Here is a 21,533-nt window from a genome sequence, read left to right as displayed (position 1 = left end):
GCGTACGGATGGCCGGCCGGCGCCTGTCGGCCCGTCACCTCGGATACGCGCTCCGGGCACGTACCTCAGTACGTCGTCACCAGCGGCTTGGTCTCGTCGATGACGTAGGTGGACAGCATCATCGTCGTCACCGTGCCGACGTTGCGGGCGTTGTGGATGACTCCCGACGGGATGAAGAACGGGTCGCCCGTGTGCAGCCGCTGGGCGGGGCCGTCGTCGAACTCCATCAGTACGTCGCCGCGCACGATGTATCCGACCTCGACTCCGGGGTGGCTGTGGCGGCCGGACTCCTTGTTCCGGGGGATCTCCACGACGGTCTGTACGGTCAGCCAGCCCTTGGCCGGTGAGGGGTGCCGCTGGAGTTCGGTCCGGGTGACGCCGTCCGTCGGGCCGTTGGGGGCGGTGACGGTCGCCGTCGGCGCGGTGGCGGGCGGGCTCGGGGCGGGTGCGGCGGGGCCGCTGGAAGGGGGCGGGGCATGGTGATCGAGCACGGGCGTGCCTTTCGGAGAGAAAGAACGTTCGTTCTACTTGCCCGGTACGTTACGCACCTCGCCACCACCTCGTACAGGGCCGTCTTCGGCCAGGTCGGTGAGCCGCGTTCCGGCGTCCGCACGTCGCCCGCCCGCTGTCCGGCCGCCTTGCGCCCGCACTTGCGGCCGCAGGGCCCGCGGAGCATACGTCAACGTCAGAAGCGGTTGACGCGTTGGGCTTTCGGCCGGCGACACAGCCACGGCACCGGAGTACGGGTGCCGTGCACATACATGGCCTGAAAGCGCTGTCAGGCACGTCGCCGCGACGGCCACTGCACCACACACGCCGACCACCCCGCCTTCCCCCAGACCTGGACAGGGCCCGAACACGCCTTTACACGCGAGGGATTGACAGGAGGGCACAAACACCGCCCAGCGGACCCGCTCACGTGGCACCCCACCTACACCTCGCCATACGTCACCGTCTTGACCGGTGACGCGCCGCCTGCAAGAGTCAGCGCACGCTCCGCCCGCGACGCCACGGCAATCGGAGGCCCACATGATCAACAGGCGCACCTTCGGCACGGCCATGGCGCTGGGCGCCGGCGCGGCCGCCGTATCGCTGACCGGCCCGCAGATCTCCCCCGCGCTCGCCGCTCCTCGCCGAGGCGAAAGGGCCCCCACCCTCCCCGAGGTCACCCCCGGCACGCACCCGTCCTTCGACCGGATCCGGCACGTCACGGCGGGACTGCTCGACGTCGGTTACGCGGAGGCGGGCCCCGCGCACGGGCCCGTGGTCATCTGCCTGCACGGCTGGCCCTACGACATCCACAGCTTCGCCGACGTGGCCCCGCTGCTGGCGTCGCGGGGCTACCGCGTGATCGTCCCGTATCTACGGGGCCACGGCACGACCCGCTTCCGCTCCTCCGCCACGTTCCGGAACGCCCAGCAGTCCGCGGTCGCCCTGGACATCGTCGCCCTGATGGACGCCCTCCGCATCCACCGGGCCGTACTGGCCGGCTTCGACTGGGGCACCCGGACGGCGGACATCATCGCCGCCCTGTGGCCGGAGCGCGTCAAGGCGCTGGTCTCCGTGAGCGGCTACCTGATCACCGACGTCGAGGCGCAGCAGGAGCCGCTGTCCCCGCAGGCCGAGCACACCTGGTGGTACCCGTACTACTTCGCCACCGAGCGCGGCCGGCGCGCCATGGAGGACGAGACCAAGCGGCGTGAACTGTGCCGGCTGGTCTGGCGGACCGTCTCGCCGACGTGGGACTTCGACGACGCCACGTTCGCCCGTACCGCCGAAGCCTTCGAGAATCCCGACTACGCCGACATCGTGATCCACAACTACCGCTGGCGGCTGGGCCTCGCCGATGGCGAGCGCCGTTACGACCGCTACGAGGAGCAGCTCGCCGCCCGGCCGGTCATCACGGTGCCGACCATCACCCTGGACGCCGAGCGGGACCCGTTCACCGCACCGGGCAACGGCTCCACGTACCGCGACCGTTTCACCGGCGCGTACGAACACCGCATCCTGGCCGGCATCGGCCACAACCTGCCGCGGGAAGCTCCTGCCGCCTTCGCCCGGGCGGTCGTGGACGTGGATCACTTCTGACCGTGCGGAGACGGGGCGGCACGGAGGCGACGCCGCCCTGCCCCTGCGCCCCTGCCCCCTGCCCCCTGCCCCCTGCCCAGGACGAGGGCCGCGTCTCCGTCGGCGCGCGCCTCACTCCCGCCGGCCGAAGCGGTGGGCGGCCCAGAGCAGTACGCCCATGCCCAGCAGGGCCAGGACCACGATTTCGAGTGCGGCCGGGACACGCCAGTCGCCCCAGTGCACCCCGGCGGCCGTCGGGCCGGGGACGTGCTGCGCGATGCCGCGGCGCAGGAGGTCGACGGCGTACGCCAGAGGGTTGGCGGTTGCCAGTTGGGTGAGCCAGCCGGGCAGGGCGGTCAGCGGGAAGAACGCGCCGGAAAGGAAGAGCAGCGGCATCAGGGCCAGGCTGAGGAGGATGTGGAAGGACTCCACGCTGCGGATACCGAGGGCCAGTGCCGCCGCCAGGGCGGTGAGGACGAACGAGGTGAGTGCCATGGTGGCGAGCAGCGAGAGCAGGAGTACTGGGTGGTAGGGCAGCCCGACGGTGCCCGCGGTGGCGAGGAGGACCGTGCCTTGGACGGTGGCCTCCGTGGTGCCGCCCAGGCAGCTTCCGTACAGGAGAGTGGAACGGCGTACGGGAGCCATCAGGGTTTCCCGGAGGTAGCCGCTCTCCCGGTCGGTGATCAGTCGCATCCCGACCGTCACCGCGGGCGTCTGGACGGTCATCACCAGTACCCCGGGGAAGAGATAGGCGCGGTAGTCGCCGCCGACGGCCGTCGCAGGCACCAGGGCGGCCAGGCCCCCGCCGAGGAGCAGCAGGAACAGCAGGGGCTGGACCAGCATCAGAGCGGTCTGCGTGGGCTGGGCGAGCATGTGCAGCAGGTCGCGCAGGACGAGGGCGTGGACGGCGCGCAGTTCCCGTAGGAGGGGGCTCGGAGTGTCGGTGGCGGGCGTTGCCGTGGCCGGCCGCCCCGGTGACGCGGGGGGTTCCGCGGGGGCCGTCACCACCGCCTCCCCGCACCGTGACCGGGTGGCGCGTCATCGTGGCCGGGGGTCGGGTTGCCGGGCCCGGGGGTGATGCGGCGGCCGGTGTGGCGGAAGAAGACGTCGTCCAAGGTGGGTTCCGTGACAGTGATGGCGTGTACCGGGATGCCACGGTCGGCCAGGGCGGCGCACACCCGGGGGACCTGTTGCGCGCCCGCCTCCACGGCGAGCGTCAGGCCGCCCGCCCCGGTGACCGGGTGCAGAGCGAGGTCCTGCCGCAGGACGGCCGCCGCCGCGGGGTCGTCGGCCGTGTGTACGCGTACCTGATCGTCGCCGATGGCGGCCTTGAGGGCCGCCGGGGTGCCGTGGGCGACGATCCGGCCCCGGTCGAGGATGGCGATGCGGTCGCAGTGTTCGGCCTCGTCCAGGTAGTGGGTGGTGACGAACACGGTGGTGTGCCGGTCGGCGCGGAGCCGCGCCAGGTGGTCCCAGATCTGGGCGCGGGCGTGCGGGTCGAGGCCGACGGTGGGTTCGTCGAGGAAGAGCACGCCGGGCTCGTGCAGCAGGGCGCGGGCGATCTCCAGACGGCGGCGGAGCCCGCCGGAGAGGGTGCGTACACGGTCCCGGCGGCGTGCGGTCAGCCCGGTCAGTTCCAGGAGGGCGGCGCCGCGGGCCCGGGCGTGGGGACGGGAGAGGCCGTAGAGGCGGGCGTGGAGGTAGAGGTTGCGCTCGGCGCTGAGGTCGGGGTCGACGGCGCTGTGCTGGAACAGGAGGCCGACGCCGCGGCGCACCTGCTGCGGCTGGGTCCGGATGTCGGCTCCGGCCACGCGCGCGTGGCCCGCGGTGGGGCGGGCCAGGGCGCAGAGCATGGCGATGGTGGTGGTCTTGCCGGCGCCGTTGGGGCCGAGGAAGGCGAACGTCTCCCCGGGGCGTACGTGGAGATCGACCCCGCGGACCGCCTCGGCGCCGGGGTACCGCTTGGTCAGTCCGTGGGCGCAGATCGCGTACCCGGCAGCGTCACCGGTGTGACAGGCGGCGCCGGTCACCGCCGGGCCCCCGGCGCGCGGTGGCCGGCCACCGCATCGGCCGGGCTCTCCCGGTCGTTCCCTTCCGTCGGCCGGGCTCACCCGGTCGCTTCCTTTTGACGTGGCACGCTCCACCCCGCAAGCTAGAAACAGAGGGAAAAATATCCTATATGCCGCTTTGCCCCTCGGCGGTATCGACCCGATGAGCAGAAGGAAGGTGACAGTGATGCGCCTGCCCTACACGCCTCCGAAGGTCGTCCGGATCGGACGGGTCGAGAAGCTGACCGGACAGTTGCGACGGGGCACACCCGACCTGTTCGGCCACGGCAACCTCCTCTGAACCCACTCGGCACGGGGCGGAGTCAGGCCGGCTCCGCCCCGTGTCATGGGACGACACCCCCGGGGAGAACGATGGCCGGCCAGCACCCGACGGAGTTTCCCGGCTGTTCCGGACAGATCGTCGCCGGTACGACCGCCGTGGACCATGCGTACGTACCCTTCGACGCCCGCCGCGGCCCCCGCCCGCCCGGCAGCCATGTGCGTCAGTGGGTACCGGCCGGTACGGCCGCTCCCGCTCCGGGTATCCCCCAGCCGGTGCCGGGTGCCGTCCTCGCGCTCGTGGGCCCGGCGCCGCGCGAGCTGACACCGGACCTCGCGGCCCAGGTGATCCAAGGCGTGGAGCGGGGCCGCTGCACCGCGCTCCGCCGGCTGCCCCCGGAACTCGCCGGCGCCGTCGTCACGCCCCGACGCGTCGTCCTCTTCCGCGGTGTGTGCAGCCCCGACCAGCTCTTCTTCCGTACCTCGGACGGCTGCACCCGGTGGTCGGGCGACCCACGGGACCTCCTCGACGGCCCACCGGAATTCGACCGCGAGGCGCTGTGGCGCGCCTGCCGCGGTGAGGACGTCTTCGTCTTCTCCGACCTGGACCGGCTGCTTCCCGGCCGGCTTGCCGTCGCGGACGGCCGGTCCGCGCGCACCGAGACCTACGACGAGATCGACGCGCTGCCGCTGCCGCGCCGTACCTCGCTGCGCCGCTACGCCGACGTCGCCTACGAACTGCTGAGGGAGGAGACCCGCCGCTACGCGTCCGGCGGCCGCGTCGGCGTCCTGCTCTCCGGAGGCGTCGACTCCGCCGCCGTGCTCGCCGCGCTCGCCGACCACGGGGCCGACGTCACCGCCTACCACATGCACAGCCCCGACCCGCTCGCCGACGAGTCGCCACGGGCGCGCGAGGTGTGCCGCGCGCTGTCGGTCCCGCTGGTGACGGTGGACCCGCCCGGCGAAGCGGAGCCCTACTTCCCCGCCGAGCGCGACTTCCCGCTGCCCTTCAACCACGTCTGGTTCCGCCGCCTCGACCTGACGGCCCGCCGGATCGCCGGAGACGGGGTGCGTACGGTGCTCACCGGCCTGGACGGGGACATCGTCTTCGGCCCGCTGCGCTACGGCCTGTACGACATCGCCGTCGCGGACGTGCCGTACCGCGAGCGGTGGGCCATGGCGGGCGGCCTGCTCGGCTCGCGCTGGGAGCTGAGCCGGATCGTCCGCAGCCTGCGCCCCGGGTACTCGCTGTACGAAGATCCCGAAGCGGACGCCGAGACGGAGCGCGCGAGCGACTTCCTCGTCCCCCTGCCCGACGCCCGTCCCGAGCGGTACGAACTGGACTCGGCCGCGCAGGAACACACCCTCGCCCTCACGGTCTGGCGGCCGTACGGCATCCACTGCGCCAAGCCCTGGGGCGGCCGGGAGCTGCGCCGGCTGGCGGCCCGGCTGCCGAACGCCTACCGGGTCATCCCGTACGCCGGGCGCACCATCGACAAGCCCGTGCTGCGCCTCGCCGCCGCCCGCCGGGGGATTCCATCCCTCGTGTGGCGTCACTACGGGCGGGACTGGCTCGGCTCGCCGGACGAGACGTGGTGCCTGCATCACCCGGGCAGCATCGCGGACACGCTGGGCGGACCCGATACCCGGCTGACCGCCCTGGGCATCGTCGATCCGGACCGCCTGGCCGCCGTCCTGGCCGACCCGCGCGCACTGCGCCGCAACGCCGAAAACCTGCTGTGCACGGCCATGGTCGAGCTGTTCCTGCGCGGCCTGGACCACCGGCCCGCCCCCACGCCCCGACCGTGAAGCCCGGACACACGCCGCCGGTTCCCGGCCCCGTCGACAGGAGACCCAGATGCCGCTGATCCGCCTGGCAGAACAGACCGTCTTCGACCCCGCCGACGGCACGGGAGTCCTCCTGGACACCACCGAAGGCGTCTACTTCGAGCTGAACCCCACCGCGACCGCCATGCTGGAGACGGCCCTGCGCTGCGACACGTACGACGAGGCCGTACGCCAGCTGGCCGAGCGCATCGACGCCGCCGACGGCGAACTGCGCGAGGGCATCAGGTCGCTCGCCGCCCAGCTCGCCGAGAGCCGGCTCGCCGAACCGGACGGCGCGGCGCCGTGACGGACGCAGCGATGCCGGACCCGGCGGCCACGGACCGGGGAACGGCCCACCGGACGGCCGCGCCCCGGCCCACCGCGGACTGGGCCTTCCTGCTGTGGGGCGATGGCGCCGCCGGACCCGCGCCCCGCACATCCCCTGCGGCCCGGCTGACCGCCGCCGCGCACACGGCACGGGCGCTGCGGGACCTGAGCAGGCACGGCTGGGGAGCGGCGCAGACCCGGCTGCGCGATCTGCCGGTGGCGCCGGGCGCCCACCGCTCCCTGCCGGAGGCGACGGCCCTCCGCGTCGCGCGCCGCGAACTGCCCCGCTGCCAACTGGTGATCCGGCTGGCCGCCCCCAACGCGCTGTGCCTGGCCAGATCGTTCGGGCTGGCCGTCTACCTCTCGGCGATCGGGCTGCCGGCCGAGACCGTCATCGCCCGGCAGCGGTCGTCGATCGGCGCCCGGTTCGCCTTCCACTCCTGGACCGAGCTGTACGGCGAGGTCCTCAACGACGTCCCGGTCGTCCAGAGCGGACACACGGTGCTCCAGCGCGTCGGCTGCGCCGCCCTCCACTGAGGCGTGCCACCGTGCCGTCTGCACCGAGGGACCTTTCCGGTTGCCTGGACGACAGCAGCCCGGCTTCACCCGAATGAGGAAATCTATCTTGCCGGGAGTAGACATAAGGGTGCACCGGGGCTAATCTCGTGCTCGTAGCCAAGAGTCGAGAAGGCGCGGCAGAGGCGCTGCCGCGCGCAGGTCCACAACCGTGGCCCGGCAGTGGAGCGGCGGGGCCGGACTTCCAAGGGTCCTTCCGCTGACTGCCGGGCCGGCGGCCCGGCAGGGGCCGCAAGCAGTACCCGCAGGTGCAATCGGAACAACCAGCAGGAGAGAAGAAAGAAGGAGGCAGACACCATCAGGATCGCCCGGGCTGGAAACCGGTCGGCCCGGGTACCGCAGACCCCCGGAACGGAAGGTGGTCACACGGTCCCGCATCCGCGATCCTCGCGCAGGCCCCTCTCCCCCTCAGGGCGGCGCGGACAGAAGAGCCCGGCACCGCAGTAAGCCGGCAGATGGTGTTCATATCCTCGGGGCCCTGGTGCCGTACGGCGCCAGGGCCCCTCGACGCGTTCCCAGACAGAGGTGTACATGACCGCAGAAAACTCCCTCGGCCGTCTCGATGACGACGACTACCCCGCCTACACGATGGGCCGGGCCGCCGAAATACTCGGCACCACCCCGGGCTTCCTCCGCGCGATCGGCGAGGCCCGCCTCATCACCCCCTTGCGCTCACCGGGCGGGCACCGCCGCTACTCCCGCTACCAGCTGAAGATCGCCGCCCGTGCCCGCGAGCTCGTCGACCAGGGCACCCCCGTCGAGGCCGCCTGCCGCATCGTCATCCTGGAAGACCAGTTGCAAGAGGCCCAGCGCATCAACGAAGAGCTGCGGCGCTCGGCTGCCGAGCCCCGCCGTTCGGGCGACGGGTGACGCCTGGCCCCGCCGCCCCGGGAACCGGCCCCGGCCGGACCCGAAACCATACCTGTGGCCGCGAAATGAGAATTGCGGGCAGGGCGCGATGAAAACACCTCCCGCGGCGCACCGAATGGATTTTTTTGCTATTCAGTTCCGGTTCCGGCGTGGTACTGTCGATCTCAGTTGCAGTTGTGGTTCCCAAAAATCCAGGTGCCCCGTCGGCCGGTCGGCCGGTGAGTGCACCTCGTTTTCTCGGTCTTTTTTCCGAATGGGGTAATCATCGCAGCGACGCGGTATCGGCACAGTGCGGATACCGGACACTGCCCCGAAGGAGAATTGACATGGCATCTGGCACCGTGAAGTGGTTCAACGCGGAAAAGGGCTTCGGCTTCATCGAGCAGGACGGTGGCGGCGCCGACGTGTTCGCCCACTACTCGAACATCGCCGCCCAGGGCTTCCGTGAGCTGCTCGAAGGCCAGAAGGTGAGCTTCGACATCGCACAGGGCCAGAAGGGCCCGATGGCCGAGAACATCGTTCTCGCCTGACATCGGCGCTCCGTACGAGCAGGGGCCCGCACCTCGGGGTGCGGGCCCCTGCTCGTCACCGGAAACCCCTCGCCCCGCAAGGGGGGACCCGGTCCCGGCACGACGCAGCACCGCGACGCATCGTTTTCAGCGGTCGCCCTGCGCCGATCCCCATCAGCGGGCCCCGTCGCCCGGTCGGCCTCATCGCGGACCGGCATCACATCTCAGCTCCGGGCCCCGCACCGTACGGGTCGCTGACGCGGAGCCGATGCGGACCTGTTCCGCCGCTCCACCCGGGCCGCTCCGCACCTTCCAGCGGCCGGCCTCTCGTTTCTCCGTCGGCCCCGCCCGTATTCCTGTTTTGCATTCTGTTTTTCATTTCGGCTCGTTCTCGCGATTCCCTGCGCCGCTCGTCTGCTGCGGGATTTCCTTGGTACGCGCCGCATCAAGGAGGTTCCGTATGAACCGCACACGCACGAACGACCGTTTTTCCCGCTCCCGCGCCGCCGACGGCTCCGGCCGGGGCAGCGGCACCCGCCCGTCGGCCGCCGGCCGCTCCCGCGGGTCGAACCGCTCGGCCGGCCCCAAGCGCCGGCCCGCCACGGTGCAGGGCGAGTTCGCTCCCCCGAAGACGGTCACTCCGGCGCTGCCCGCCGCCGAGACGTTCGCCGAGCTCGACATGCCCCGGCAACTGCTCGCCGAGCTGACCGCACAGGGCATGCGCGTACCGTTCCCCATCCAGGGCGCGACCCTGCCGAACACCCTCGCCGGCCGTGACGTACTCGGCCGCGGGCGGACCGGTTCCGGCAAGACGCTGGCCTTCGGCCTCGCGCTGCTGGCCCGTACCGCCGGACAGCGCGCGGAGCCCCGCCAGCCGCTCGCGCTCGTCCTGGTCCCCACCCGGGAACTCGCACAGCAGGTCACCGACGCCCTCACCCCGTACGCCCGGTCCGTCGGGCTGCGACTGGCGACCGTCGTCGGCGGCATGTCGATCGGCCGCCAGGCCGGCGCGCTGCGCGGCGGCGCCGAAGTCGTCATCGCCACGCCCGGGAGGCTCAAGGACCTCATCGAGCGCGGTGACTGCCGGTTGAACCAGGTCGGCATCACCGTCCTGGACGAGGCCGACCAGATGGCCGACATGGGCTTCATGCCCCAGGTCACCGCCCTGCTCGACCAGGTACGGCCGGAGGGCCAGCGGATGCTGTTCTCCGCCACCCTGGACCGCAACGTCGACCTCCTGGTCCGGCGCTACCTCACCGACCCGGTGGTCCACTCCGTCGACCCCACCGCAGGCGCGGTCACCACGATGGAACACCACCTGCTGCACGTCCAGGGCACCGACAAGCACGCCACCACCACCGAGATCGCCGCCCGCGAAGGCCGGTCGATCATGTTCCTGGACACCAAGCACGCCGTCGACAAGCTCACCAAGCACCTGCTCAGCAGCGGCGTCCGGGCCGCCGCCCTGCACGGCGGCAAGTCCCAGCCGCAGCGCACCCGCACCCTGGCCCAGTTCAAGAGCGGGCACGTCACGGTCCTGGTGGCCACCAACGTCGCCGCCCGCGGCATCCACGTCGACCAGCTCGACCTCGTCGTCAACGTCGATCCGCCCGGTGACCACAAGGACTACCTGCACCGCGGCGGACGCACCGCCCGGGCCGGCGCCTCCGGCAGCGTCGTCACCCTGGTGCTGCCCAACCAGCGCCGCGGGATGGACCGCATGATGGCCGACGCCGGCATCACCGCGCAGTCCACCCGGGTCCGCTCCGGGGAAGCCGAACTGCACCGCATCACCGGTGCCCAGGCCCCCTCCGGCGTTCCCGTCACCATCACCGCCCCGGCCGCCGAACGCCCGCAGCGCAGCAGGCCCTCCCGGCGCGGCCGGCGCAGCCGCCCCGCGCAGGCGACCCGCCGAGCCGCCCAGCAGCAGCCGACCCTCGACAAGGCGGCCTGAAGGACGTTCGTCGACAGGACACCGGTCCATCCCTGCAGGAGGCACTTTGTGACAGTGATTCAGATACGGCCCTGTTCCGCGGCCCCCGCCGAAACCGCCCCCGCGGAAGCCGCGGCCAACAACACCGTGGCTTTTGACAGCGTGGCCTTCGACGCCGTGGACACCGCCGGGCCGCAGGCCTGGGACGACATGACCGTCGAAGTGGCCCTGTCCGTCATGGCCGGTGCCCGCACGAAACGCCTGCTCATCTGCGACGACGACGGTCAGGGCACCCGTGTGGTCACCCAGGCCGAGCTCACCGCCGTCCGCGACGACTCCGCGTACACCGACCAGGCCCGCCTCCGCGACATCCCCGGCGACGGTCTCTTCGCTCCGCCCCCGGCCGACGGACACGGCCGCGTGCCGGTCTCCGTGCTCCGCTGAACCGGCTCATCCCCGCCGCTCTCCTCCCTTCTCCTTCTCCCTGCGAGGCCTCATGCGCTGTGTCATCGCCCGCTTCCCCTTCGACCTGACCAAGGCCGGGGTCATGCAATCGATGCAGGCCGTCCAGCCCGAACTGGTCACCGGCGAGTCCGTGACCATCGGCCGCCGTCAGTACCCCCTCAAGCAGGTGGGCCAGGTGATCACCCGCCAGGACCGCCGCGACTTCACCGCCGGCGAGGTCCTGCGGGCCATGACCCGCCTGGGCTTCACCTGCCACACCGCCCCCGCCGCCACACCCACGCCCGCACCCGGCCTCAGCCCGTTCCAGAGGGCGTCCGCGATGCTCGGCACGCCCGGGTCGGCCTGACCGTACGCGCAGCCGGGCGCTCCATGCCGACTCTTCGGCCGGGGGCGTCCGGCTCTTGCGGTACTCGGGGACTGGTCGGCAGTGGTGCTCACGGTGCCGGGCGTGCCGGGCGTCCGATACGCAGCACGTGCTGGTCGTGGTGGAACACGTACGCGCCGTCCCCATCGCCGAAGTGCCGCCGCACATATGCCTCAACAGCCTCGCGGGGCTGCGGAGGGGCGTCGGGAATGCTGAGATGGAAGTCGGCGACCGCGACGGTCTCCTCCAGGTCCCGCCCGCGATAACAAGCGGGGACGACGTCCAGCTCGGTGCGGCCGATCAGGCCGGGCGGGAGGGCGGCCAGTTCGCCGACGAGTTCGCGCACGTCGAATCGCCGGCCGGTGAAGTGATGCACCATGCGCATGCAGTCGCTGTCGGGGTCCTGCAGCACCACGAGCAGGACACCCTCCGGCGCCACCCACTCCATGATGCGCGCCACCATCGCCGCCCACTGGATACGCGGAATGTAGTACAGGACGTGGGAGAGCAGGGCCAGATCGGCCTGCGCGTCCACCTGGGCGTCGAAGACCGGTTCGGCCACCACCTCTGCCTGCGGGCATGACCGTGCCAGCGCGCGCCGCATCGGCTCGCTCGGCTCGATGCACACAGTGCGCCCGAAGTACGGGGCGAGATACCGCGTCGTCCTGCCGTCACCGGCGCCGACGTCCAGGAGAACCCGCCGGGCGGGCAGTCGGTCCACCACACCGCGCAGGTACGGGTGGGTGGTGGCCTTCTCATCCGTCCCGGAGAGGAACCGGTCGAAGACTTCCCGGTAGACGTCGTCGTCCGTACCGGGGGTACCCGGCTGCCCAGCCTTTCCCGACTCCACTTCCCGCACTCCTTTCGCCGGACGTGGCACGCCCAACCGGCACACCACCGGTGCACGTCGGCGACGCCACAGTGACACGGCGACATCCCCGTCCGGCGTGTGGCACGCCTTCGACAGGCGATGGGACGGGGCGCACGGGAGCGGGCCCGACGGCACGGCGTACGCTCCGCCATCGGTGGGGCCGCCACCGAGTGGTGGCCAAGGTGGCCAGGGCCCGACGGAGTTGCGGGCGGGCCCTGGGAAAATGGGCGGCAGCTCTCAAGTCCCCTTGGTACGGTGCATCGATGTCAGCGATCAAGAAGTTCCAAGTCACCTTCGACTGCGCAGAACCCGAGCGTCTCGCTCGTTTCTGGTGCGAGGTGTTGGGGTACGTCGTACCGCCGCCGCCAGAGGGGTTTGCCACCTGGGATGACTTCAAGCGTTCGCAGCCACCTGAGCAGCGGGATTCATGGTTCGCCTGCATAGATCCCTCAGGGGTGGGCCCGCGACTGTACTTCCAGCGTGTCCCCGAAGGGAAGGCCGCCAAGAACCGGGTGCATCTCGATGTGCGGGTCGGCACCGGACTCGTGGGTGAAGAACGCCTCGCCGCACTTGAAGCCGAATGCGCACGACTGGTCCCGCTCGGCGCCGTACACGTGCAAACGCTGTACGCCGATGGCGTCAACGAGTCGTGCATCCCGATGCTGGACATCGAGGGCAACGAGTTCTGTATCGACTGAGCATCCGGGGGCAGTCGCCAAGGAACTGTGCTCCTCTTTCCAAGCTGCCCGTGACCGGCCGGCCGACGGGCCTGATTCGGCGTTCGGAAAGGCGGTGGGCGCCCGGGAAGCCGTGCCCGGACGCCCGTATGGGCCCGTGTTCCTATGCGTTGACCGGGCTCACATCGTGTTGATCGGGCTCACGTAGTGCAGCGTCCACGTCTCCTGGAATTCCGGCTTCGGCGGCACCAGCACGATCTGGGCGCCGCGGTGGCTGGAACGCCAGGCCAGGCCCTTGTCCGACAGGATCTTGATGCCGCCGATGACCTTCTCGAAGGTGAACTTCGCCCACTCGGAGCGCGGCACCTCGTTGACGTAGAGCTTGTCCTCGTGAATCACGAGGCCCGCGGACTCGTGATGGGCGAGGCGGATCACGTACGGCGACCCGGGAATGGACTCGAAGGGCTCGACGATCCACTCCTGCTCGGGGTCGAACGCCTGCTGGCGGTCGGTGATGACGGGAGCACCGTGCTTGGTGGCGTACTCAGTGGCCTCCAGCACGGCGGAGGGGCCGATGATGTGGGCGTCGATCCTGTAGATGCCAGGATTCACCGGGACGGGAGCCATGGGCGGTCTTCCTTTCTCGGTTGGCCGGCGCTACTGACGAGGCGCTCTGAGGCGCCGTCCCACCATCGGTGCGCGCCCGGTCGCCGTACACCACCAAATGCCGCCATGCCGACTACGGCGCGGATCGAACGGTCGCTGCGTTTCGTCTCCTGATTTCTGGGGTGCAGGAGACGGAGCAGCCCTGAAGGTGCGTCCCGAGGTCCCCCATTCGGACCTTCTGGCCGGTGGCCGGTTGCCGTATCGCGGGGGACGTACCACGTACCCCGGTGCCAGACGGACCCCGCGCAGGTGGCCCCGAATACGCACCGGCGCGGACAGCCCCGGACCTGAGCAGCTGGGGCACTTGGGGCACAAAAAAGCCCGGTGGGAATGGTTGTGCTGGGGTTCGCCTTCTTCCTGGGGTTTCGAACCGACGGGGCAGCGGTCCCCGTACGCAGTTCCTTCTTGCCAGGACGTGGCTGGGGAACCGGCGAGCAGCTCGGGGACGAGAAGCTCCGGACGCCCGAGCGGATCGAGTCGGCTTCCGCACCAGACCATCAGCCGCTACGGTGACACCAATGCGCCCGCGGGCGCAGGGTGTGCCGGGAAGTCTGGTCGGCGTCGAAGGGGCTCATCGGCCCATCCGGCGGCTGCTCTGGAGGGCCCGTGCACCACCCACAGCCCTCCCTGACGCGCCTTCTGCGGCTTGCGCTGGTGGAGCCTCCCGATCCCCGGCTGACTGTCCGACCCCGCCCCGGCGCCGGCGGTGTCACGGAACTGCAGCTCGTCGGCGAACTCGACGTACGCACGGTGCGCCTGCTGTGCGAGGCCACCGTCACCCACCTGAAGACCGGACAACGCCGGCTACGGCTGGACCTGTCCGGAGTCACCTGGTGTGACGACGCCAGCCTGTACACGCTCCTGGGCATACGGAGCGCCGTACACGCCGCGCAGGGGCACCTGGAGCTGACGGCCGCCAGCGAAACGGTCGACCGCGCTCTGACCCGCACCGGTGTCGGCCTGCAACTGCGCCCCTGCCCGGGAGCCTCACCAGGCCTCCGCACACCGGCGCGGCCCGCCGCGGACGACCACGGCCGAGGAGACCCGCGCCCGCGCCGGGTGCTCTGGCAGGGCTCGTGCGGCGCCATGCCGTACCGGGAGCCGGCAGAGCCTCGGCCACGGGATCCCCCGACCGCCTGACCTGGCCCTGGAAACCTTCGAACGGAGAAGGCAGCTGACCGACATGGCGCATCCAGACCGGCACTCGACCTTTCTGACCAGCCACGCCCGCGTACTGCTGGCACTCGTCCGCGACCCCACCGCCCGGCTGCGGACCCTCGCCGACACCTGTCACATCACCGAACGCGCCGTGCAGACGGTCGTCGCCGACCTGGAACAGGCCGGCTACCTGCGCCGCGAACGCACCGGCCGACGTACCCGTTACCGCCTGACCCTGGACGGAACCTTCCGGCACCCGGCCGAGGCCCACCTGCCCGTCCGCGCCCTCCTGGCCCTGGCCACCGGTCGCAGGACCAGCACTGCGCGGTGATCGGAACTCGACGGACAGCGCGTACGTCCGGCGGAGGTGCGCCCGCCGGCCCTACCTCGTTCCACCAGGTCAGCTCGCTCCACGCACGGCGCTCGGACGTGCCTCCCCGGCCAGCCCCTCCCCCGTGTCAGTCGTCGGCTGCGATCTTGCGGTGATTCCCGGACCGGCCGATGTCGAGGTCCAAGAAGGCGGACAGCGGCGTTCCGCCGTGCCAGAACCCGAGCAGGTTGACGTCGATGAGCACCACGTGACGCCTGGCGGCGAAGGCGCGCGCCTGTTGGGTGAACACGCAGGAGGCGACGAAGACGGGGACGTCGGCGCCGTGTTCGTCGCGGGCGGTGCCGTTGAAGGTTTGCAGGTCGCGGCTGCCGACCGAGCGGTGTTTGACGTACCGCTTGCACTGGATGACCAGCTTTCTGCCGTCGGGCAGGAAACCGATGACGTCCGCTCCGAGGTCGCCGGCGCCGCCGACCCGCTGCACCTGGGTACAGCCGTCCCGGCGGCACAGTCCGGCCACGTACTCCTCGAACTGAGCCCCGTTCATCTTCCACACCGCCGCCGGCGACCGGCGGGCCTGGTGGCGCTCCTCCTCCTGCCGACGAATCTGCTCGGCACGCGCCTCACGCCGCCCGGCACGTACCAGCCCCGCGACGACCACGGCCACCGCCACACCTGCCAGCGCCAACAGCACCAGCGTCACCATCCCGGCCCCCTTCGACGAAGCTCGCGCTGTCGCCCTCCTCCCCACCCAGGATTCAGATACTTCCGCGACAGGCAACCGAAGGCTGCCCCTATTCGCGCTCGCGAAGGTAGGCGTCCAGTTCGGCAGCCCCGGCCAGCATCGCGCGACCGCGGGCGGACAGACGGCCGTGCCAGTCGCGCAGGGCGGCCTCCAACGGCTCCAGCCCGCCCGCCGCCCGTACCTGGGCGATCAGCGGGGCGATCTGCTCCAGCAGGTAGCCGCCCCGCCTGAGCTGGTGGACCAGACGGGCGTCCCGTACGTCGGCCTCGTCGTACACGCGGTATCCGGTCAGCTGATCGCGGCGCGGACGCACCAGTCCGGCGTGTTCCCATTTGCGCAGCGTCGCGGGGCGAATTCCCAGCTTTCCCGCCAGCGGTCCGATGAACATGCCGCCGGCCGTCGCCGCCGCATCGGGTCCGGGCGCCACCTCAGACTCAGAAGTCAGCTCAGCCTCGGGCGCCGGGGTCAGCGCCAGGTCGCGGATGGCGCTCTCCACGACCTGAAGGGTGCGGCGGTCTTCGAGGAGTTGGGCGTGACTCTCGTCGATGAGCCGGAACGCCTCGTCGGCCTCGTCCTGGTTCACCGCCCGCATGATCGACGTAGCCGTCTGATGGCCGTGGCCGGGCACCAGGGCGAGGAACGCGCGAAGGGCCCGCGCGTGCAGCGGAGTGTAGGTGCGGTAGCCGTGAGGTGTGCGGGCGGCAGCCGGAAGGATGCCGGCCTCCTCGTAGTTCCTGACGGCCTGCGTGGACAGTCCGTGCCCGCGCGCCAGGTCGATCGGCCTGAGCCGCACCCCGTTTTGAAGGTCTTGTCCCATCGCCCTGCCGATATCGCGTAAAAGTCTCAACCGAGGGTTCAACGATACCGTTGAAGGCATGCCATTCGACATCAAGGACATCGCCCATGCCGTCGAAGCCGCCGCCGTCATGGGGCTGCTCCCGACCCGGCCACAGCTGCTCGCCCTCGGCGAGCCCACCCACGGCGAGGACATGCTGCTCGACCTGCGCAACGGACTCTTCCGGCAGCTCGTCGAGCAGGAGGGCTACCGGACGATCGCGATCGAGAGCGACTGCATGATGGGCCTGGTCGTGGACGACTACGTGACCACGGGTACCGGCACCCTCGACGAGGTCATGGAGTGCGGATTCAGTCACGGCTGGGGCACCTCCGCGGCCAATCGCGAACTCGTCCGCTGGATGAGGGACTTCAACGCCGACCGGCCGGCGTCCGAGCAACTGCACTTCGCCGGTTTCGACGGCCCGCTGGAGATGACCGCCGCCGCGAGCCCCCGGCAGTCCCTCACCGCACTCCACAGCTACCTGGCTGCCCAAGTGGACGCGGACCTGCTCCCCTGCACCCGGGAGACGCTCGACCGGCTGCTGGGCGCCGACGACCGGTGGACCCAACCCGGCGCGATGCTGGCCCCGGCCCGGTCCGTGGGGCAGTCGGCCGAGGCCGGTCGGCTGCGGCTGCTCGCCGACGATCTGGTGGCGCTGCTCGACGAGCAGACGCCGCACCTGATCACGGCGACCTCGCGGGACGCCTGGGACCGGGCCCGCCTGTACGGACGTACCGCCACCGGGCTGTTGCGCTACCACTCCTGGATAGCCGACACCTCACCGGCCCGCATGACCCGGCTGATCAGCATCCGGGACCAGATGATGGCCCACAACCTCCTCGCCATCGCCGAACGCGGCCCGGCACTCGTCCACGCCCACAACGCCCACCTCCAGCGGGAACAGAGCTCGATGCGGATGGGCGGGGAACTGCTGGCGTGGTGGAGCGCCGGTGCGCTGGTGAACGCCCGGCTCGGCGAGGAGTACGCCTTCGTGGCCACGGCCCTCGGCACGATCCGGCACCACGGGGTGGACACTCCGCCGGCGGACACCGTGGAAGGACTCCTGTACGCACTGCCGGAGAACCATTACGTCATCGACGCCCCCCGGCTGGCCACCGCGCTCGGCGACAAGCGGCCCGCACCCCGCGTATCTCCCTGGTTCGGATACGCCCCGCTCGACCCGGCCCATCTGGCGGACAGCGACGGCATGGTGTTCGTCAAGGATGTCCTGCGGAGTTAGGGCGTACCTCGCGGGCAGCGTGGCACCCCAAATATGGGCCGCGACCGCGGCTTCCTCCGGCAGCATGACGGCATGGAAGGGGCTGGGCGGCTGGAGGTGCGGAAGTTCGACCACCGCGCCGTTGATGGGAACGAAGGCGATGTCCACCGGGCCGAACCGGCGCGCGATCGACCACCAATGGCCGTGGAACATGGTGTCCCCGCCGTGAAAGACGCGCAGACCGTCACACTCGACGACCCAGCAGAGCTGCGGGTCCCCCGACTCGTCGGCGGAAGGCCCCGCACCGATACGGAACGGGCCGACGCTGCGCTCCTCCCATGGCCGTATCACCTCGGCCGCGATGCCGTGCTCACAGAAGCAAAGCTCTGTCTCGCAGGCTTATTTGCGGTCGTCATCCGGTCCGACCGGCCCGGGCCGGTACACCGGCGCGCCGGCGGCGAGCGCTTTGCGGATTGCCACCTGGTCGGCATGGTCGGGATGCAAGTGCATCACCGATGCCGCCACCGTTTTCCCGGGGCGGGAGGCCGCGGGGAACTCCTAGTCCGAGTACAGCCGCGAGGCGTCCTCGATGAGATCGATGACCAGCGTCCGACCGGCGTGTTCGAGCTCAGCACCGGCCCACTCCAAACGTCACAGTCGCACAGCGCCCCCCTACCTCGACTGCTTCGCGGTTCGACCGGTCAGCCCACCCGGCATACCAGGCAGACCCCGAGAACGAGCATTCTTAGAACGCCCATTCTCGCCGTAGCAGAATGGCCGTTCTACTCTTCAACCGCGGCCAGTTCGCCGCCGTGCGGGGTCACTGGTGACTACGCCGGTGCCGTGCAGCCGCGCGGCGGCGATCCGAGTGCCGCGCTACTCGACGCTGCCGGGTCGGCGCAGAGGCCGGATGGATCTACGGAATTACGCTTGTCGACGTCGGAAGACGTCATCCAGTGCACCTTCTACTGGACCGGAATCAGGGAATCGGCCCGGCATCACCCGCCGATGGTGAAATCCCTGACGCCCGGTTCCGACGGCTTGGCCCCATCGCACCACACCTGAGCTTTGTACGCTCCCGGCTTCAGCCCGGTGAAGGTGGCGGTCAACCGCTTGCCGCGGCGTTCCATGGTGCTGCTTTTCCCTTGCTGCTGATGCGCCTTGAGTTTGTACCCGGCGGTCCCGCCGGAACAGCCCCGCGCGCGATAGGGCGTGGTGATGGTCACGGATGAGCCACTGACTTGCACACTGACCTTCGGTACAGCCACCGCCGGCGTGGCGAACGTCCCTCCGGCGGCCATGACGGTTGCTGCGATGAACCCGAAGAACAAGGGCCGGGAGTGCCGCTTCGGCATGCCGTTTCCTTCCATCGACGAACGATTCACGGCTGCCTTCCCCCGCCCCACCCGGCCACGCCCTCTGAACGGCGAAACCAGGCCAACGAGCGAATGGAACGGCAGGCGATCACCGAGCGACGGCTTTTCGACGTCACTCGTCGTCCCGGCAGTCGTCATGGGAGCAAACGCCTGGCGCAGCAGGGCCGCGCCGACGTGGGCGCGGCCCTGGCGAGGTCGAAGTCCTAGAACTGGGCGCTGGGTTGAGCGAGTGCTGCCTCGATCAACAGCATGCTGGTGCCGCAGCATGGGTCGAGGACGACGTGGCCTGGCCGTCGTGCTGCGTCGGCCAGACAGAAGGGCGTCGCCGTCGGCGAGGTCGTACAGGGCGCGGCCCCGGGTCCCTGGCGGCCCTCGGCGTGGATCCGACCGAACTGGACATGGTCGCCTTCACCCACTTCACGGCGACCACACCGGCTGGGCCCGGCCCGACGCGGTCGAGGACGACTCGCGGAGCCTGTTCACGAAGGCGCGGTGGATGGTCGGCCAGGCCGAGCTGGAAAGCATCCCGCCCGAGGCCGGCACGGTCCTGGCCGACCTGGACGCACGGACGGTGATCGTCACCGACGGAAGCGAGATCGCCGACAGCATCCGTGCATGATCCCTGCCCGGGCGCCCCCCGGCCACACCGCCCGAGCCCCCGACACCGGCGACGGCCGGCAGGTCGTGACCTTCGGCGACGCCATGCCCTCGCCGGTCCAGGTCCAGCGCCCCGACTGGGAGGTGGTCCTCGACACCGATCGGGACGAGGCCGAACGGTCACGGCGCCGGCTCGTCGACCACCTCGAGCAGGACGGCGTCTACGGCAACAGCGTTCAGTTCGCGGACCAGCAGCTGGGAACCGTCGACGACAAGGGCCGCGCGCTCGGAGCCGCCGTTGCCTGTGGGATCGATGACGCCTACGGGCCCGAGGATGCCTGGCATCGGCACCGGCCCGCCCCACCACGAAGCCGACCCTGGCCGCCGCCCCTGGTGGCAGCACGCACGCGCACGAAGGCACAGACGCGCCCAACCGTGGGCGCCCAAAGAACTTCGATGTGAACGGAGAATCATTGTGAACCCGACCCAGTCGCTCGGCCTGGCAGCGGGCAGCCATCAGGTTGGAAACGACCTCCCGATCACCCGCCTCGGCTTCGGCTCGATGCAACTGACCGGCCCAAGCGTCTGGGGAGGCCCGAAGAACCCTGGCGAGGCCGTACGGGTAATGCGCCGGGCGGTGGAACTCGGCATCAACTCCATCGACACGGCCGGCTCCTACGGCCCGGCGGTCGCGGAACCCCTCATCCGCAAGGCCCTCCGCCCCTACCCCGACGGCCTGGTCATCGCGACCAAGGCTTCTCGGCCTGGACCGCATCGATCTCAAGGTGCCCGTCGAGGAGCAGATCGGGGTGCTGAAGGAATTGCAGGAAGTGGGCAAGGTCCGCCACATCGGACTGTCCGAGGTATCCGTCGAGGACACCGAGACGGCAACGCGGGTGGCTGCGATCGTCTCCGTACAGAACATGTTCAACCTGGCCGACCGAACGGCCAAGCCGACCGGGATACCCTTCTCGCCAACGGTCGCCCCGGGACGACAAAACACATGCCGCGCCGCCCCCGAAGCGCCACGCTCAACTACTTGTACTTGTCGACTGCCCCGCCGCTTACCGATGACGAGGTTTGGTCGCTCCGTTCGCCTGCCCCGATCTGAGCACACCCTCCACCGCACCGCGACTTGTCGCCCTGCCCCGCGGCCGTCTGACCGCTCACCTTCATCTTCATCGGCGGCTTGTTGGGAACGTGGTTGCCCGCGACAGCGGGAGTGGCGCCGATGGCGGTCATGACGCTGATACTTACGGCGACGAGCGCACTGCCACCGTACCGACGAGACTTCTTCATCGTGTCTCCTGTCCGGCTCCTCAGCCGTTCCGTTCTGCTGAAGCGGGCACTGGAGTGCCCGTAACGCGGAAAATACAGCGTTAACAGGCAACCGGGCAAGGTTGCAGCAGCAAGAGAAACGAGAACCGGTCGGCAGCGCACTAGTGCTTAAGCAGCCTGGAATGCTCCGCTGAGTACCAGAAAATCGCACACACAACAGGCGCCGCTCTTCCCACCGCCCAGGCCCGAACCAACCACCAGTGCACTAGTGCGTTTGGCGCGGGGTCTTCCGCCGGCCACAGTCGCGTCGTTCCGCACTCGGAGCCGAGCAAGGGTCCGCCCCCAGCCCCACCAAATCGGAAACAGCCATGCCCAGCGCTGCAACATAGAGGCCACTGCAGTTGCTACACACAACCCGTAAAATGCAGGAAGCCCCGCACCATACGGTGCGGGGCTTCCCACATTCACAATTAGTTCGGCGGCGTCCTACTCTCCCACAGGGTCCCCCCTGCAGT

Annotated in this window: 25 protein-coding genes and 2 pseudogenes; 17 read left to right on the top strand and 10 right to left on the bottom strand. The window is 70.4% G+C overall.

What is annotated here, in order from left to right:
• Positions 1–65: 65 nt before the first annotated feature.
• On the bottom strand, positions 66–491 hold the full coding sequence (locus ACH4FX_RS40085; RefSeq protein WP_398486464.1) for a cupin domain-containing protein: 426 nt from the start codon (positions 489–491) through the stop codon (positions 66–68).
• A 538-nt stretch (positions 492–1,029) separates the two neighbouring features.
• Between ACH4FX_RS40085 and ACH4FX_RS40080 the strand changes: the two genes are divergently transcribed.
• A complete protein-coding gene (locus ACH4FX_RS40080; protein ID WP_398486462.1) occupies positions 1,030–2,088 on the top strand; it encodes an alpha/beta fold hydrolase in 1,059 nt (352 codons plus the stop codon).
• Positions 2,089–2,199: 111 nt separating this feature from the next.
• Here the strand turns inward: ACH4FX_RS40080 and ACH4FX_RS40075 are convergent, their stop codons facing one another.
• Positions 2,200–3,072, bottom strand: coding sequence for an ABC transporter permease (locus ACH4FX_RS40075; protein ID WP_398486460.1), 873 nt, complete (start codon positions 3,070–3,072; stop codon positions 2,200–2,202).
• Positions 3,069–4,097, bottom strand: a complete 1,029-nt coding sequence (locus ACH4FX_RS40070) for an ATP-binding cassette domain-containing protein (RefSeq protein WP_398486458.1) — start codon at positions 4,095–4,097, stop codon at positions 3,069–3,071. The genes ACH4FX_RS40075 and ACH4FX_RS40070 overlap by 4 nt, the downstream gene beginning before the upstream one ends.
• 205 nt (positions 4,098–4,302) lie before the next feature.
• On the opposite strand from ACH4FX_RS40070, the gene ACH4FX_RS40065 reads away from it, so the two are divergent.
• The 9 genes from ACH4FX_RS40065 (at position 4,303) to ACH4FX_RS40025 (ending at position 11,247) form a co-directional block, all read left to right on the top strand.
• On the top strand, positions 4,303–4,416 hold the full coding sequence (locus tag ACH4FX_RS40065; protein WP_398486456.1) for a lasso RiPP family leader peptide-containing protein: 114 nt from the start codon (positions 4,303–4,305) through the stop codon (positions 4,414–4,416).
• Positions 4,417–4,487: 71 nt separating this feature from the next.
• The gene (locus tag ACH4FX_RS40060) at positions 4,488–6,203 is read left to right on the top strand and encodes an asparagine synthase-related protein (RefSeq protein WP_398486454.1); all 1,716 of its coding nucleotides are present in this window, start codon (positions 4,488–4,490) and stop codon (positions 6,201–6,203) included.
• A gap of 49 nt (positions 6,204–6,252) precedes the next feature.
• The gene (locus tag ACH4FX_RS40055; protein ID WP_398486452.1) at positions 6,253–6,528 is read left to right on the top strand and encodes a PqqD family peptide modification chaperone; all 276 of its coding nucleotides are present in this window, start codon (positions 6,253–6,255) and stop codon (positions 6,526–6,528) included.
• Positions 6,525–7,085 (top strand): lasso peptide biosynthesis protein, encoded by a 561-nt coding sequence (locus ACH4FX_RS40050; protein ID WP_398486450.1) that lies wholly within the window; start codon positions 6,525–6,527, stop codon positions 7,083–7,085. The genes ACH4FX_RS40055 and ACH4FX_RS40050 overlap by 4 nt, the downstream gene beginning before the upstream one ends.
• Positions 7,086–7,655: 570 nt before the next feature.
• Positions 7,656–7,994 carry a MerR family transcriptional regulator gene (locus tag ACH4FX_RS40045; protein WP_398486449.1) on the top strand — a complete coding sequence of 113 codons (339 nt, stop codon included), beginning with the start codon at positions 7,656–7,658 and terminating at the stop codon, positions 7,992–7,994.
• A gap of 326 nt (positions 7,995–8,320) precedes the next feature.
• Complete coding sequence (locus ACH4FX_RS40040) at positions 8,321–8,524, top strand: cold-shock protein (RefSeq protein WP_398174744.1); 204 nt, start codon at positions 8,321–8,323, stop codon at positions 8,522–8,524.
• A 439-nt stretch (positions 8,525–8,963) separates the two neighbouring features.
• Entirely contained in the window at positions 8,964–10,457 is a 1,494-nt protein-coding gene (locus ACH4FX_RS40035; protein WP_398486448.1) for a DEAD/DEAH box helicase, read from the top strand.
• 48 nt (positions 10,458–10,505) lie between these two features.
• The gene (locus ACH4FX_RS40030; protein WP_398486447.1) at positions 10,506–10,880 is read left to right on the top strand and encodes a CBS domain-containing protein; all 375 of its coding nucleotides are present in this window, start codon (positions 10,506–10,508) and stop codon (positions 10,878–10,880) included.
• A gap of 52 nt (positions 10,881–10,932) precedes the next feature.
• Complete coding sequence (locus tag ACH4FX_RS40025; RefSeq protein ID WP_398486446.1) at positions 10,933–11,247, top strand: SCO5918 family protein; 315 nt, start codon at positions 10,933–10,935, stop codon at positions 11,245–11,247.
• 88 nt (positions 11,248–11,335) lie between these two features.
• Here ACH4FX_RS40025 and ACH4FX_RS40020 read toward each other — a convergent pair whose 3' ends face one another.
• Positions 11,336–12,115, bottom strand: a complete 780-nt coding sequence (locus tag ACH4FX_RS40020) for a class I SAM-dependent methyltransferase (RefSeq protein WP_398486445.1) — start codon at positions 12,113–12,115, stop codon at positions 11,336–11,338.
• Between the two features lie 284 nt (positions 12,116–12,399).
• Here ACH4FX_RS40020 and ACH4FX_RS40015 point away from each other — a divergent pair, with 284 nt between their 5' ends.
• The gene (locus tag ACH4FX_RS40015; protein WP_398486444.1) at positions 12,400–12,834 is read left to right on the top strand and encodes a VOC family protein; all 435 of its coding nucleotides are present in this window, start codon (positions 12,400–12,402) and stop codon (positions 12,832–12,834) included.
• A 159-nt stretch (positions 12,835–12,993) separates the two neighbouring features.
• Here ACH4FX_RS40015 and ACH4FX_RS40010 read toward each other — a convergent pair whose 3' ends face one another.
• Complete coding sequence (locus ACH4FX_RS40010) at positions 12,994–13,440, bottom strand: hypothetical protein (RefSeq protein WP_398486443.1); 447 nt, start codon at positions 13,438–13,440, stop codon at positions 12,994–12,996.
• 645 nt (positions 13,441–14,085) lie between these two features.
• On the opposite strand from ACH4FX_RS40010, the gene ACH4FX_RS40005 reads away from it, so the two are divergent.
• The gene (locus ACH4FX_RS40005) at positions 14,086–14,619 is read left to right on the top strand and encodes an STAS domain-containing protein (RefSeq protein WP_398486442.1); all 534 of its coding nucleotides are present in this window, start codon (positions 14,086–14,088) and stop codon (positions 14,617–14,619) included.
• Positions 14,620–14,662: 43 nt separating this feature from the next.
• Positions 14,663–14,968, top strand: coding sequence for a MarR family transcriptional regulator (locus tag ACH4FX_RS40000; RefSeq protein ID WP_398486441.1), 306 nt, complete (start codon positions 14,663–14,665; stop codon positions 14,966–14,968).
• Between the two features lie 127 nt (positions 14,969–15,095).
• Here the strand turns inward: ACH4FX_RS40000 and ACH4FX_RS39995 are convergent, their stop codons facing one another.
• Together ACH4FX_RS39995 and ACH4FX_RS39990 are read right to left on the bottom strand one after the other, a co-directional pair.
• Positions 15,096–15,671, bottom strand: coding sequence for a restriction endonuclease (locus ACH4FX_RS39995; RefSeq protein WP_398486440.1), 576 nt, complete (start codon positions 15,669–15,671; stop codon positions 15,096–15,098).
• Between the two features lie 88 nt (positions 15,672–15,759).
• Positions 15,760–16,527, bottom strand: coding sequence for a TioE family transcriptional regulator (locus tag ACH4FX_RS39990; RefSeq protein ID WP_398486439.1), 768 nt, complete (start codon positions 16,525–16,527; stop codon positions 15,760–15,762).
• A gap of 58 nt (positions 16,528–16,585) precedes the next feature.
• On the opposite strand from ACH4FX_RS39990, the gene ACH4FX_RS39985 reads away from it, so the two are divergent.
• Positions 16,586–17,788, top strand: a complete 1,203-nt coding sequence (locus ACH4FX_RS39985; protein WP_398486438.1) for an erythromycin esterase family protein — start codon at positions 16,586–16,588, stop codon at positions 17,786–17,788.
• Positions 17,789–17,836: 48 nt separating this feature from the next.
• Here ACH4FX_RS39985 and ACH4FX_RS39980 read toward each other — a convergent pair.
• Together ACH4FX_RS39980 and ACH4FX_RS39975 are read right to left on the bottom strand one after the other, a co-directional pair.
• Positions 17,837–18,130 (bottom strand): annotated as a pseudogene (locus ACH4FX_RS39980) (MBL fold metallo-hydrolase); the annotation flags it as partial.
• A gap of 635 nt (positions 18,131–18,765) precedes the next feature.
• Complete coding sequence (locus tag ACH4FX_RS39975; RefSeq protein WP_398486437.1) at positions 18,766–19,281, bottom strand: hypothetical protein; 516 nt, start codon at positions 19,279–19,281, stop codon at positions 18,766–18,768.
• A 358-nt stretch (positions 19,282–19,639) separates the two neighbouring features.
• Between ACH4FX_RS39975 and ACH4FX_RS39970 the strand changes: the two genes are divergently transcribed.
• From ACH4FX_RS39970 to ACH4FX_RS39960, 3 genes and pseudogenes are all read left to right on the top strand, one after another.
• Positions 19,640–19,762, top strand: coding sequence for a hypothetical protein (locus ACH4FX_RS39970; protein ID WP_398486436.1), 123 nt, complete (start codon positions 19,640–19,642; stop codon positions 19,760–19,762).
• Positions 19,759–20,202, top strand: coding sequence for a hypothetical protein (locus tag ACH4FX_RS39965; RefSeq protein WP_398486435.1), 444 nt, complete (start codon positions 19,759–19,761; stop codon positions 20,200–20,202). The genes ACH4FX_RS39970 and ACH4FX_RS39965 overlap by 4 nt, the downstream gene beginning before the upstream one ends.
• Before the next feature lie 13 nt (positions 20,203–20,215).
• Positions 20,216–20,675, top strand: a pseudogene (locus tag ACH4FX_RS39960) (aldo/keto reductase); the annotation flags it as partial.
• A 100-nt stretch (positions 20,676–20,775) separates the two neighbouring features.
• Here ACH4FX_RS39960 and ACH4FX_RS39955 read toward each other — a convergent pair.
• Positions 20,776–21,039, bottom strand: coding sequence for a hypothetical protein (locus tag ACH4FX_RS39955; RefSeq protein ID WP_398486520.1), 264 nt, complete (start codon positions 21,037–21,039; stop codon positions 20,776–20,778).
• Between the last annotated feature and the right edge of the window lie 494 nt (positions 21,040–21,533).

The sequence above is a fragment of the Streptomyces sp. NPDC018019 genome (assembly GCF_044327805.1).
Taxonomy (GTDB): Bacteria; Actinomycetota; Actinomycetes; order Streptomycetales; family Streptomycetaceae; genus Streptomyces.
The sequence above is the reverse complement of the archived record's forward strand: the minus strand, read 5'-3'. Positions and strand labels throughout refer to the sequence as shown.